Origin of the sequence: Amycolatopsis sp. WAC 04197 (assembly GCF_003947475.1) — a bacterium.
Taxonomy (GTDB): domain Bacteria; phylum Actinomycetota; class Actinomycetes; order Mycobacteriales; family Pseudonocardiaceae; genus Amycolatopsis; species Amycolatopsis japonica.
The window spans coordinates 253,210-266,055 of sequence record NZ_QHJK01000010.1; the positions used below are offsets into that span (position 1 = coordinate 253,210).

Sequence of the window (12,846 nt, forward strand, 5' to 3'; positions counted from 1 at the left end):
CAGGAGAGAAAACGAGGAGAATCCCATGTTCGGTCGAACGCGCCCTAAAACAGCCCGTCGCCGTCTCGGCACGGTCGTCGCGCTCACGTCCGCGCTCGCCATGGCGGGCAGCCTCGCCGCGACCCCCGCACTGGCGGACGACCCGGTGGAGATCCCGGTCTCCTACACCGTCACCGGGAAGACCACGGTCAAGAAGACCGGCGGCACCCTCGACCTCGGCCCCGGCCAGCTCAACGGCGCACTGGTCATCGACGGTGACAACGTCGGCATCCGCGGCGATCTGGCCCTGCCGCCGTCGACGGCGAACATCTCGCTGGTCTCGGGGGTCTTCAAGATCAAGGCCCGCGTGCGGATCGAGCCGACCGGCCCGGTCACCGGCACGCTGGCCAACGGCGACCTGACCACCCATTCGCAGGCGAACATGCTGATCGACAACATCGTGGTCGGCCTGTTCTGGCCGGTCATCCCGCTGCCGACGGTGCCGAACGCCTGCAAGACGGTCAAACCGCTCGACCTGACCCTGATCTCGAAGAACGTCGACCTGTTCGCCGAGACGATCCCGTCTTCGGGGACCTTCACCATCCCCGAGTTCAAGGACTGCTTCATCAACGACCTCGCGCTGGGGGCGTTGATCTCCGGTCCCGACAACACGATCAACCTGAGCATGAAGTCGAACCTGTCCTGACGCTCAAGTCCGTGAAGGCCTCCTTGAGGGACCCAGGGTCTCTCAAGGAGGCCTTCACGGAACGTCAGCAGAAGTACGGCGCCGTGGGGTCGACCAGCGCGACGCCGGTGCTGTCACCGGCGGAAACGGCGTAGACCGGAGCGCACACGCCGGAGAACTTCCAGAAGTCCGTCGGCGGTTCCGTGCTGGTGTCACGGCTTTCGGACTTCACGTTGCTGCCCCAGGCGAAGACACTCCCGTCGGCCTTCAGCGCGACGTTGTGGTTGAAGCCCGCGTCGATGGCGACCACGCCGGACTGCGCTTCCGGCGGAACCGTGGCCTGGCCGTAGAAGTTGTCACCCCAGGCGATCACGCCGCCGTTCTTCAGCGCGATGCTGTGCCGGAGCCCCGCCGAGACCGCGCTGACCCCGGAGGTCGCCGCCGCGGGCACCGTGATCTGGCCCTTTCCGTTGCTGCCCCACCCGATCACGCCGCCGTTCTTCAGCGCGAGCCCGTGGTCGCCGCCCGCCGAGATCGCGGTGACCCCGGAGGACACGGACGCGGGGACAGTGGTCCGCGAACCCCAGCTCACCACGCTGCCGTTCGTTTTGAGCGCCAGGTTGAAGTACGCGCTGGTGGAGATCGCCGTCACCCCCGAGGTCGCGGACGACGGCACGACGTTCTGGCCGTAGAAACCGTTGCCCCAGGCGATCACCCCGCCGTTCTTCAGCGCGAGTTCGTGCGCCCAGCCGGCGGCGATCGCCGAGACGCCGGACGTGGCCGCCGCCGGAACCGACAACTGGCCGTAACTGTCGTTCCCCCAGGCGATCACCCCGCCGTCCTTGAGCGCGAGATGGGTGATCGCGCCGGCGGAGACCGCACTGGCGCCGAGCGCGGCGGCCGGTATGGTCCCCTGCCCGTAGTCGTTGCTCCCCCATGGCCGCGCTTCGCCGGTCTGCGCGGCGCTCGCCGTACCGCAAAGGGAAACCGTTGCGATCATTACGGTAATCGCGACGCCCGCTACCCGTCGTGATGCCGATCGTCGATTCTCGGAAGACATGCGCCGAATGTTAACCCGGCTGCACCGATCGGCCGCCTCTTTGTCATCCACGGACAAACTTCATAATCGCATTCAGCGCCCGCTGACAAGAAAGAACGGGCGTCTCACCCACTTCGAAACATGTCGACATGAATCCTTGTTACGTACATAACTCGCGGGTAACCTCGGTTTACCCCACCACCGAGAAAGCCGCTCGAGTCGAGCATATTTGATCAGAAAAATCCGCCGAAAGGCGCATGGGGAAAGCCGCCCGAGACGTAAACTGGATCAAAGGAGATGACAGGTATGTCCCGTAGACTTGGCAAGCTGTCGGCAGGCGTCGCCACCACCGGCATCGTGCTCGGCGCCGTCGCCGTGCTCACCGCCGGCACGGCCGCCGCCGCGACCACCTACGCCACCGGCACCGTCGCCTACATGTGCAACTTCCCCGGCATCGGCCAGCAGCAGCTGGACGTGAAGGCGAACTTCGTCGGGCCGGACTCGGTCGCCTCCGGCGGCACGGCCACTCCGTCGAGTGTCGGCGGCACCGCCACGATCAACGCGACCATCAACGCGCTGCTCAACGCCGCCAACTACGACGGTGTCCGCGGCAAGGCCAACATGCCGATCACCGCCACCAACGCCACCCCGACGTCGGCGACGGTGACCAACCTGGACGTTCCGACCCAGATCAACCCGTACGTGCCCGGCCCCCGGTCGTTCAACATCGTCCAGGACGCCGGCACCAGTGTTCCGACGCTGACCGCGGGCGCTCCCGGCTCGGGCGTGATTTCCCTCGGCACCACGATCAACGCTCCGCTGGACTTCCACAAGAAGGACGGCACCTGGACGGCGTGGAACTTCAACTGCACGGTGAAGAACACCAACCCGGCGCAGAACCGCGCGTTCAGCCCGGCGATCCCGATCACCTGATGAACCACCCGTGCGGGGCGGGGACGCCCGCCCCGCACGGTCTCCATCCGCGCGAGGCACGAGAGGAACACCCATGACGCAGCAGGTTCGCCGGGCACTCGGGAGGTTTCCCGTTCTGGCGGGCGTCATCCTGCTCGTGGGGGTGAGCGGGGCACTGTCCTCTTCGGCCGCGACCGATCCGGACACGCCACCGCCGTCACCGTCGCAGGGCGCCACGTCCGCGCACCAGAGCCTCGCGAACACCTGCGTCTTCCCGGATCCCGCCGGGGAACGGCCGGTCACCATGGACGTCCAGGCGACGCTGCCGAAAGTCGTCCCGACCGGGAAACCCGTTCAGATCAAGGACTTCTCGCTGACCTTCACGATCGGCGAGGGATCGCTCGGAACCGTCGCCGAGGTCACGGGCGGCGCGACCGTCGAACTCACGGCCGCGAACGGGGACAAGAAGACCCCGATCCCGGTGTCCGTGACGATCCCGGCGACGAAGGTACCCGCCACCGGCGAACTGAAACTGGTAGCGACGGGCACCGTCCCCGACATCCTGCTGAAGGTGCCGTCCGAACTGCGGCTGAGCACGGGCGCGCCGTCGCTCGCGCTGACCGCCGCGGAAACGCCGCTCAAACCGATCACCTGCACCCAGACGCCGGACCAGAACACGCTTCTCGGCAGTGTCGCGCTCCTGCCGCTCGGAAAACCCAAGCCGCAGTCCGGCAAACCCGGCGAGCAGAAGAAACCCGGTACCGACGCGCGGGCCGCGGACGACGTCCACGCCGACGCCCTCTTCCCGATCGCGTTGCAGCCGTTCGAACTTCAGGGCACGTCGTCCATCACGAAGCTCGGCGCCTTCGCCCGGCTGAAGCCCGCGTTCATGGTCAACGCGGTGTGGCACGTCGATCTGGAGAACACCGAAGGGCCCGGCAAGATCACCGGCTCCGTCATCATGCCGCCGAGCAAGATGAGCTTCCTCGGCTTCGGGTTCGTCCCGATCACCGCGACCATGGAGCTGCTGCCGGAGGACTACGCGACCGGCAATCACATCATCGACGTCGACGGCGTTTCGATCCCGGAACCGGAGGGCAGCTCGACCGTCCTCACCCCGCTCAAGGTCTACGGGAAACTGAGCGGGGTCACCATCAACGGGGTCGCCCTCGACGTCGGCGACCACTGCCTCACCGCCGAGCCGATCAAGATCAATCTCCGCGGGGAGAAGTACGGGATGTTCACCGGCGGCGTGGTGCGCACCGATCCGAAGTGGACGGATCCCGCCTATCGGGACTTCACGCTCCCCCCGTTCTCGGGCTGCGGCGCGAAGGAGGATCTCGACTCGCTGCTGACCGGGATGGCTTCGGGGCCGGGGAACCAGGCCTGCGTCGGGGTCAACCAGGTCGGGCTGCCCTGGGAACCTGAGCGCAAGTGCCCGAACGTCGAGCCGCCGGCGGGCCGCTGACAAGTGTCATGAAAGGGCCGTTCAGGACGTTTTTCGTCCTGAACGGCCCTTTCATGACATCCAGACGCGCCCCTACGACCCGCTCGGCGTCCACTGTGGACTCTTACGCGGCGACGGCAGCACCTCCGGAAGCGTGAAGCCTTCGGGCGAAGCGGAAAGGCCGACCCCGGCCCGCAGCGCGAGCTCCATCTCGAACCGCGCCCCCGGGTCGCGCAGGTGCTCGCCGAAGGTCGCCTGCAGCTGCCGCATGCGGTACCGGACGGTCTGCGGATGCACCTGGAGCCGCTCGGCGATGTCGACGACGTTGCCCTGGCTGTCGAGCCACGCGCGGAGGGTTTCGAGCAACCGTTCCCGCTGCTTCCCGGTCATCTCGGCGAGCGGGGCGAACAGCCGTTCGCGCAGCTGGCAGGTCAGCGCGGCGTCGGCGTTCACGAGCAGGGTGGCGAGATGGTCTTCGGCGCGGATCACGCGGCGGGCCTGGATGATGCCGCGTTCGGACAGATGCAGGGCTTCGCGCGCCCAGCGGAGGGAATCGGCGACGGAATCCAGCGGACGGCACGGACCGATCGACAGCCGGTACTCCGGCAGCGCGGCCTGCAGGGTGGCCAGACGGGCGATCGAGATCTCGCCGGGGACGAGCAGACGCGGCTCAGCGCAGTCGAGTTCGGCGAGGACGTCCGAATCCACCGCGTTGTGCCGCCGGGGTCTGACGGTTTCGCCGATCGGGTGCAGCACCACCGGGGTGGCGCGTTCGGGCACCGTCCAGCCGGTCAGCTGCGCGAGTTCCGCGATCGCCTTCGACGGCGCGGGCGGCGTCTCCAGCACCAGGTGCAGCAGTTTGCGGCGCCACGTGTCCAGCGCGCCGGCGGTGCGCGCCTTCGCTTCGAGGTACCCGTCCAGCGCGACGGACGCGAGTTCGTCCATGAACGCGAGCATCGCGTCGGCCAGTTGCGACATCACCGCGGACGAGAGCCCGCTGCGGCGCCCGACGCGCATGATGCGCCGCCACGAGACCCGGGCGCCGACCCGGTAGGCCGACTGGAGCGTGTCGAGGCTGCGGCCTTCCCGCATCTCGTTCTGCCCGAGCCGGTGGTGGACTTCGTGCGACTGTTCCTTTGAGACGCTGGGATCCGCGATCTGGGCGACGAAGAGCGTGATCGCGTACTCGACGCCCGCGCGGATCGATTTGCCGTAGGGCCCGTCGAGCGGGCGCGCGTACGCGGGGATGGTCGCCCGGATCTCGTCGACGATCTCGTTGGCGAGACTGCCGAGCTCCGGTCGCAAAATGTCGGCGAGTTTGCGGGGAAGTACCGCGGGAGGCTGCGCAGCGTGTTCGATTCCGCGCTCCACCGACATCGCAGCTCCTTTGCTCCGCCCAGCGTCCAGACATCCCACGATCGTCGTGGGGTGACAACGAACACATCGCGAAGTCGCCCGTGAATGTGTCACCTTTCGCAGAAGAAACCGATTTCTTGTCACCATCGTGACAAAATCACGGGGCAGCCCTGAATTTTGATGACAAGTGCCCGGCAAACGCCTCGCGCGGTACGTACGAACGGCCGAAGTGGATGCGACCGTGACGCAGAGTCATCGCTTTCCGGTGAGCAATTCACCGAGTACTTCGAGCACGGGGGCCAGCACGCGGACCTCGGTGCCGGCGCATTCGGTGATCCCCGCACCGACGACCTCGAAATCGCTCAGGCCGCGAAGCATCGTCACCAGACGTTCGATCGTCAAGCCACCTGGCTCCGGATAGTTCAGCCCGTCGAACTCCGCCGGGTCGAGCACGTCGAGGTCGAGATGTACGTACACCTTGTCCGCACCGGCCAGCCCGGCGGCGACGTCGGCCGTCTCGACTACGAGCCCGCGCTCAACCACGGCCCGCTCGGCGTCGTCGAAGGCCCTCGTCCCGGCGAGCACCACGCGTCCGGGTTCGACCGGCGGATTCGCGGCGAACTCCGGGTCGCCCTCGCCGAGCAGCGACCGCAGCACCATGCCGTGGAACGCGCCCGACGGCGACGTCTCCGCGGTGTTGAGGTCGGAATGCGCGTCGAACCAGGCGACGCCGAGCCCCGGCCCGAAGCGGTAACGCGCGACGCCGATCGGGATCAGCTCGACCCCGCAGTCGCCGCCGATGGTGAGCACCGGCCCACCCGGCGCCTCCAGCGCGGCGAGCTGTGCGGCCCGGTTCGCGCCGGTGAGCACCGCGCGGTTGGCGATGCCGTCGACCGCGGGCGAGGTCTCGCGCGTCTGCCGGATGTGGTGCACCGGCACGCCCAGCACGTGGCCCGCGAGCTCGGCGAGCGCGACGCAGCCCTCGGGCAACTCCGGCGCCCGCTCGGTCAGTGCGCCCTGGAACTGGGGTACGGCGTTGATCAGCACCGGTCCACGTTAGCGACGGCCGCAAGTCCGTGAAGGCCCCCTTGAGGGACTCTGGGTCTCTCAAGGGGGCCTTCACGGACAATCCCGCGCTACTCCAGGACGAGCAGCAGGTCCCCGCCTTCCACCTGCTGGACGGCGTTGATCGCGCGCCGCGACACCTTGCCGCCGGTCGACGCCGTGATCGACGCCTCCATCTTCATCGCCTCGATGGTCGCGACCGTGGCACCGGCCTCGACCTCGTCGCCCTCGGACACCTGCAGCGTGACCACGCCCGCGAACGGCGCGGCGATCTGCTTCGGGTCGCCCTTGGCGGCCTTCTCCGTCGCCGGGATGTCCGACGCGATCGAGGTGTCGCGGACCTGGATCGGGCGCAGCTGGCCGTTGAGCGTGGACATCACCGTGCGCAGGCCGCGTTCGTCGGCCTCGCCGATGGCCTCCAGCTCGATCAGCAGCCGGACACCCTGTTCCAGGTCGACCGAGTACTCCTCGCCCGGCCGCAGGCCGTAGAAGAAGTCCTTGGACGGCAGCACCGAAGTGTCACCGTACTGCTCGCGGTGCGCCTCGAAGTCCTTCGTGGGCCCGGGGAACAGCAGCCGGTTCAGGGTCGCGCGCCGGTCTTCGGCGAGCCCCTTGCGGTCCTCTTCGGACAGTTCCTGCACCGGCTTCGGCTGCGCGCGGCCTTCGAGGGCCTTGGTGCGGAACGGCTCCGGCCAGCCGCCGGGCGGGTCGCCCAGTTCGCCGCGCAGGAAGCCGATCACCGAGTCCGGGATGTCGAACTTGTTCGGCTCCGCCTCGAAATCCGAGGGCGAGACGCCCGCACCGACGAGGTGCAGCGCGAGGTCACCGACCACTTTGGACGAAGGCGTGACCTTGACCAGGTGCCCGAGGATCTTGTCCGCGGCCGCGTACATCGCCTCGATGTCCTCGAACCGCTCGCCGAGGCCGAGCGAAATCGCCTGCGTGCGCAGGTTCGACAGCTGACCGCCCGGGATCTCGTGGTGGTACACGCGCCCGGTCGGCGACGAAAGCCCAGCCTCGAACGGCGCGTAGATCTTGCGCACGCTCTCCCAGTACGGCTCCAGGTCACCGATGGCCTGCAGGTCCAGCCCGGTCGGCCGGTCCGAGTGGTCGGTGGCCGCGACGAGCGCGGACAGCGACGGCTGCGACGTCGTGCCCGCCATGGACGCGACGGCACCGTCGACGGCGTCCGCCCCGGCCTGGATCGCGGCGAGGTACGTCGCCAGCTGCCCACCCGCGGTGTCGTGCGTGTGGATATGCACCGGGAGGTCGAATTCCTTGCGCAGCGCGGAAACCAGCCGCACCGCCGCCGGCGCCCGCAGCAGGCCCGCCATGTCCTTGATGGCCAGGACGTGCGCCCCCGCGCCGACGATCTGTTCCGCCAGCTTGAGGTAGTAGTCCAGCGTGTACAGCTTCTCCGACGGGTCCGACAGATCCGAGGTGTAGCAGAGCGCCACCTCGGCCACGGCGGATCCGGTCTCGCGGACGGCTTCGATCGCTGGGCGCATCTGCTCGACGTCGTTGAGCGCGTCGAAGATCCGGAAGATGTCGATGCCGGTCGCCGTCGCCTCCTCGACGAAGGCGTTGGTCACCTCGGTGGGGTACGGCGTGTAGCCGACGGTGTTGCGGCCGCGTAGCAGCATCTGCAGGCAGATGTTCGGCACCGCTTCCCGCAGCTTCGCCAGCCGCTCCCACGGGTCTTCGGCGAGGAACCGCAGCGCGACGTCGTAGGTCGCGCCGCCCCAGCACTCCAGCGAGAGCAGCTGCGGCGTGGTCCGCGCGACGACCGGCGCGACGGCGAGCAGGTCCTTCGTCCGCACGCGGGTGGCGAGCAGCGACTGGTGCGCGTCGCGGAAGGTGGTGTCGGTGACGCCGATGGTCGGCGACTCCCGCAGCCAGCGGGCGAAGCCCTCCGGGCCCAGTTCGGTGAGCTTCTGCTTCGAGCCGGGCGCCGGTTCGAGGCCCTTGGGCAGCTTGGGCAGTTTGAGCTGCGGGTCGAGGGTGCGCGGACGTTCGCCGTGCGGCTTGTTGACCGTCTTGTCGGCGAGGTAGGTCAGCAGCCTGGTCCCGCGGTCGGCCGAATGACGCGCGGTGAGCAGATGCGGGCGCTCCTCGATGAACGACGTCGTGACGCGGCCTTCGCGGAAGTCCGGGTCGTCGAGGACGGCCTGCAGGAACGGGATGTTCGTGGCCACACCGCGGATCCGGAACTCGGCGACGGCGCGGCGGGCACGGCCGACGGCGGTCTTGAAGTCGCGGCCGCGGCAGCTGAGCTTCACCAGCAGCGAGTCGAAGTGCGCGCTGATCTCGGTGCCGGCGAACGCCGTCCCGCCGTCGAGGCGGATGCCGGAACCACCGGGCGAGCGGTACGCGCTGATCATCCCGGTGTCCGGGCGGAAGCCGTTGGCGGGATCCTCGGTGGTGATGCGGCACTGCAGGGCGGCGCCGCGCAGGTACACCTTGTCCTGCGACAGGCCGAGGTCTTCGAGTGTCTCGCCGGAGGCGATGCGCAGCTGCGACTGGACGAGGTCGACGTCGGTGACCTCCTCGGTCACCGTGTGCTCGACCTGGATGCGCGGGTTCATCTCGATGAAGACGTGGTTGCCGTCCCGGTCGAGCAGGAACTCGACGGTGCCGGCGTTGCGGTAGCCGATCTGGCGGGCGAACTTCACCGCGTCGGCGCAGATCCGGTCCCGCAGTTCGGACGGCAGGTTCGGCGCCGGGGCCAGCTCGACGACCTTCTGGTGCCGCCGCTGGACCGAGCAGTCGCGCTCGTAGAGGTGGATCACGTTGCCCTCGCCGTCGGCGAGGATCTGGACCTCGATGTGGCGCGGCTCGACGACGGCCTTCTCGATGAACACCGTCGGGTCGCCGAAGGCCGACTCGGCCTCGCGCGCGGCGGCCTCGATGGATTCGCGCAGCTGCGCCGGGTCCTGGACGCGGCGCATACCGCGCCCGCCACCACCGGCGACGGCCTTGACGAACACCGGGAAGCCGATCTCCTCGGCCGCGGCGATCAGCGCGTCGACGTCGGAGGACGGTTCGGAAGAACCCAGCACCGGCACACCGGCGTCGCGGGCGGCCTTGACCGCGCGAGCCTTGTTGCCGGTCAGCTCGAGGATGTCCGCGCTCGGTCCGACGAAGGTGATCCCTTCGTCCTCGCACGCGCGCGCGAGGTCCGGGTTCTCGGAGAGGAAGCCGTAGCCGGGGTAGACGGCGTCTGCGCCCGCCTTCTTGGCGGCCGCCACGATTTCCTCGACCGACAGATAGGCCCGCACCGGGTGACCGGGTTCGCCGATCTCATAGGCCTCGTCGGCCTTCAGCCGGTGGAGCGAATTGCGGTCTTCGTGCGGGAACACAGCCACCGTGCCCGCGCCGAGCTCGAATCCGGCGCGGAACGCGCGGATGGCGATCTCACCCCGGTTGGCGACCAGTACCTTGCGGAACATGCCGGTCCTTCCCATCATCGGATCGGTAGGTGAGGCACGTTACCTGCTTGCTCCCGCAGGGCGGGAGTTGTTGCCCAGGTGATGGACATCATCCCTGGCTGAGTTGCGCTCCGGGACTCTGCAGCAACCTGTTCGCGGTGCCCTCGTGGACCCCGGTCAGCACATCGACGGAAGCGAGGTCGACGAGGGCTTTCGCGACGTCCGGTGCCGAGGCGTCCGGGTGCAGGGCCCGGTACAGCGCGGCCACCCCGGCGACGTGCGCGGCGGCCGACGACGTGCCGCTGAGCACCCGGCCACCGCTTCCGCCCGCGTTGGGTCCCGGCACGTCGACGCCGGGCGCGAACAGGTCGACGACCTCGCCGTAGTTCGACGTCGACCCGACCTGGTCACTGGCGTCGGTCGATCCGACGGTGAGCGCCTCGGTGACCCGGCCGGGTGAGAACTTCCCCGCGTCGGTGGCCTCGCCGCCCGCTGGGAGGGCGACCGGGACGACCGCCGCGAGCGCCCGGACGGCGGCGTCGAGCTGGTCGTTGGCCGCACCGCCGATACCGAGGACGGCGACGGCGGGCTGCTGTGCGTTCTGTGTCACCCAGTCGATACCCGCGATGATCTTGTCCGTCGCGCCGCCGCCCTGCGCGTCGATCACCCGGACCGGGACGATCTGCGCGGCCTTCGCGACGCCGAAGGTCCTCGACGCGGCGACACCGGCCAGGTACGTGCCGTGACCGTTGGTGTCGGAGGTGTCCGTGCCGCCGTTCAGGAAGTCCTTACCGGGTTTGACGCGGCCGCCGAAGTCCGGATGCGCCGCGTCGACCCCGCTGTCGATCACGTAGACCGTGACGTCCTTGGCGTCGGTCTCGTAGTGGTAGAGCTGATCGAGACCCGTTCGCTGGTCGATCCGGTCCAGCCCCCAGTTCGGCGGGTTCTGCTGGACTTCCGTCGCGGAAGCGGGCTGCGCCACCAGCACCAGGAGCGCCAGCGCGGCCATGATCCGTACCAGTCGAATGATCATGTCTTGGCTCTACGCCTGTACCTGCGGGGCGGCAACCCCGGAGTGTCACCCGTTCGACTGGTCTTGGCCGATATGGGCGCTGACCGTCGACTTCGGGAAGCAGACCAGCGCGTCGAACGCCTCGACGACGTCGACGGGGTTGAACAGGTGCGCGTGCCGGATGCTCTGGGGTCCAGCGGTTCCCCGCCGTGCGCGGAGATCCATCAACCCAGGGCCTTCGGCTTCGACGCTGCCGTCCACCGGTGCTTCGAGGTCTTGGCGGTACACGGTGAACCCGAGCCGTGCTTCAGGATCGGGCTTGAGCCCGGTGGTCTCGCCCTCGACCGCGGTGAGCCCGAGCGCGAAGTAGTCGTCGCCGAATTCGGCCGCCAGATGTGTCCCCGCCGACGGCGAGGTGAGGCCGGGGAACGGCGAGAACGGCACGCGCTGGAGGTGTCCGTTGTGGAGCATCACGACGATCTTCGTGTCGTCACCGTGAAGCCGCCGGATCAGCCGGACGGTGTCGGCCATGTACGCGTCGCGTGAACCGCTCTGCAGGGCGGGCGCGTCACCGGACATCATCGCGGCGACCTCGGCGAGGTACGCGTCGACGCGCAACGCGCCTTCGACGTGGTGCTCCGCGACGGCGGTGTCCCCGTAAACGGGACGCAGCGAGGTGAGGTGGGTCTTGAGCCGCGTGAGCGCCGCGGTCGCCTTGTCCTTGGCCGCGTCGTCGAGGGCGGCGTACTTGGCGGGCGCGTCCGCGCTGCTGACCGAGGCGTATCCCTTGGTCGCCTCGATCGCCGCGTCGACGAGGCCCGACGCTTCCGGGTCCACAGTGGACAGATAGGCACGGACGGCGTCGAGCGACGGCACCGGCGAGCCCGCCGAACTCGGTACGTCGAGGCCGTAGTACCGGACATCGCCCCGTTCGCGGAGCCACGTCAGCATTTCCTGCGCCTCGGGGGACTCACCGAGCGAGAACGTGAAGCCGTCGCGACCGATGTCGGCGAGGTCCCCGGGCGCGCCCTTCAGCCAGTCTTCGACGAGCTGTCCTTCGGCGAATCCGGATTCGAACGCCAAGAACCGGAAGCCGTGCTGCTCGACGAGGTGGCGGAGCAAACGATTGCGCAGGTCCCCGAACTCGTGGACGTGGTGGTTGTTCTCACCGATGGCGACGATCTTGGCGTCCCCGACGAGTTCGGCGATCTTCGCTGGGTCTGACATACTGGCCACACTAACGCAACAGGAGTAGCAATTGGCAACCTCCGGTACCCAGCGGCCCGGCGGCCGGACCGAGCGCACGCGTCAGGCCGTTCTGCACGCCACCCTCGACCTGCTGGCCGAACGCGGATTCGGCGAGCTGACCGTGGACGCGGTCGCCGAGCGGTCCGGCGTGCACAAGACCACGGTGTACCGGCGCTGGTCCTCACCGGACGGTCTCGTCGCCGCCGCGCTGCAGATGGGCGCGGAGGACGACTGGAAAGCGCCCGACACGGGGTCGCTCGAGGACGATCTGTACGAACTCGCGGCCGAGGTGGTGCGGTATTTCACCGAGCCCGCGCTGAAGGAGTTGCCGACGGCGTCGGTGCTGGCGGCGTTCCAGTCGCCGCAAGCGGCCGAGGCGCTGCACGACTTCTACGCCGACCGGCACGTCCGCATGGCGCCGATCGCGGAACGGGCCGTCGCGCGGGGCGAGATCCCGGCAGGCACGGATGGCGACGAACTGGTGCGGGCGGTGTGCGGGCCGATGTTCTACCGGCTCTTCCTGTCGCGGGAAAGTGTCACGGTGGCGGACGCTCGGGTGACCGCACGGGCCGTGGCCGCCGCTGCCGCCTCCGGCGCCTTCGTCCCCCTCCCGCATTCAGAGGACTAAATGCGGTAGTTCGGGCTACCAACCACCCGCGTTTAGTCCTCTGAATG

The 12,846-nt window shown here is 68.7% G+C and carries 10 protein-coding genes; 4 read left to right on the top strand and 6 right to left on the bottom strand.

What is annotated here, in order from left to right:
* Positions 1–25: 25 nt before the first annotated feature.
* The gene (locus DMC64_RS33730) at positions 26–685 is read left to right on the top strand and encodes a hypothetical protein (protein ID WP_037342108.1); all 660 of its coding nucleotides are present in this window, start codon (positions 26–28) and stop codon (positions 683–685) included.
* A 64-nt stretch (positions 686–749) separates the two neighbouring features.
* On the opposite strand, the gene DMC64_RS33735 is transcribed toward DMC64_RS33730, so the two are convergent.
* The gene (locus tag DMC64_RS33735) at positions 750–1,664 is read right to left on the bottom strand and encodes a hypothetical protein (RefSeq protein WP_125736780.1); all 915 of its coding nucleotides are present in this window, start codon (positions 1,662–1,664) and stop codon (positions 750–752) included.
* Between the two features lie 345 nt (positions 1,665–2,009).
* Between DMC64_RS33735 and DMC64_RS33740 the strand changes: the two genes are divergently transcribed.
* Together DMC64_RS33740 and DMC64_RS33745 are read left to right on the top strand one after the other, a co-directional pair.
* Complete coding sequence (locus DMC64_RS33740) at positions 2,010–2,636, top strand: DUF6801 domain-containing protein (protein WP_016336411.1); 627 nt, start codon at positions 2,010–2,012, stop codon at positions 2,634–2,636.
* Positions 2,637–2,709: 73 nt separating this feature from the next.
* On the top strand, positions 2,710–4,083 hold the full coding sequence (locus DMC64_RS33745) for a DUF6801 domain-containing protein (protein ID WP_125736781.1): 1,374 nt from the start codon (positions 2,710–2,712) through the stop codon (positions 4,081–4,083).
* Positions 4,084–4,155: 72 nt separating this feature from the next.
* On the opposite strand, the gene DMC64_RS33750 is transcribed toward DMC64_RS33745, so the two are convergent.
* From DMC64_RS33750 to DMC64_RS33770, 5 genes are all read right to left on the bottom strand, one after another.
* Positions 4,156–5,439 carry a CdaR family transcriptional regulator gene (locus DMC64_RS33750; protein ID WP_125736782.1) on the bottom strand — a complete coding sequence of 428 codons (1,284 nt, stop codon included), beginning with the start codon at positions 5,437–5,439 and terminating at the stop codon, positions 4,156–4,158.
* Positions 5,440–5,670: 231 nt separating this feature from the next.
* On the bottom strand, positions 5,671–6,465 hold the full coding sequence (locus tag DMC64_RS33755) for an arginase family protein (protein WP_125736783.1): 795 nt from the start codon (positions 6,463–6,465) through the stop codon (positions 5,671–5,673).
* 89 nt (positions 6,466–6,554) lie between these two features.
* Entirely contained in the window at positions 6,555–9,932 is a 3,378-nt protein-coding gene (locus DMC64_RS33760; protein ID WP_125736784.1) for a pyruvate carboxylase, read from the bottom strand.
* Positions 9,933–10,020: 88 nt separating this feature from the next.
* Positions 10,021–10,920 (bottom strand): S8 family peptidase, encoded by a 900-nt coding sequence (locus DMC64_RS33765; protein WP_125736895.1) that lies wholly within the window; start codon positions 10,918–10,920, stop codon positions 10,021–10,023.
* 69 nt (positions 10,921–10,989) lie between these two features.
* Positions 10,990–12,150: an erythromycin esterase family protein gene (locus tag DMC64_RS33770; protein WP_125736785.1), complete on the bottom strand. Its 1,161-nt coding sequence runs from the start codon at positions 12,148–12,150 to the stop codon at positions 10,990–10,992.
* 31 nt (positions 12,151–12,181) lie between these two features.
* Between DMC64_RS33770 and DMC64_RS33775 the strand changes: the two genes are divergently transcribed.
* Positions 12,182–12,799, top strand: a complete 618-nt coding sequence (locus DMC64_RS33775) for a TetR/AcrR family transcriptional regulator (RefSeq protein WP_125736786.1) — start codon at positions 12,182–12,184, stop codon at positions 12,797–12,799.
* Positions 12,800–12,846: the final 47 nt, after the last annotated feature.

What these genes read in the sequence shown, in the direction of transcription:
- DMC64_RS33730 (WP_037342108.1), top strand. Translation starts at nt 26, where the DNA reads ATGTTCGGTCGAACGCGCCCTAAAACAGCCCGTCGCCGTCTCGGCACG.
- DMC64_RS33735 (WP_125736780.1), bottom strand. Translation starts at nt 1,664, where the DNA reads ATGATCGCAACGGTTTCCCTTTGCGGTACGGCGAGCGCCGCGCAGACC.
- DMC64_RS33740 (WP_016336411.1), top strand. Translation starts at nt 2,010, where the DNA reads ATGTCCCGTAGACTTGGCAAGCTGTCGGCAGGCGTCGCCACCACCGGC.
- DMC64_RS33745 (WP_125736781.1), top strand. Translation starts at nt 2,710, where the DNA reads ATGACGCAGCAGGTTCGCCGGGCACTCGGGAGGTTTCCCGTTCTGGCG.
- DMC64_RS33750 (WP_125736782.1), bottom strand. Translation starts at nt 5,439, where the DNA reads ATGTCGGTGGAGCGCGGAATCGAACACGCTGCGCAGCCTCCCGCGGTA.
- DMC64_RS33760 (WP_125736784.1), bottom strand. Translation starts at nt 9,932, where the DNA reads ATGTTCCGCAAGGTACTGGTCGCCAACCGGGGTGAGATCGCCATCCGC.
- DMC64_RS33765 (WP_125736895.1), bottom strand. Translation starts at nt 10,920, where the DNA reads ATGGCCGCGCTGGCGCTCCTGGTGCTGGTGGCGCAGCCCGCTTCCGCG.
- DMC64_RS33770 (WP_125736785.1), bottom strand. Translation starts at nt 12,150, where the DNA reads ATGTCAGACCCAGCGAAGATCGCCGAACTCGTCGGGGACGCCAAGATC.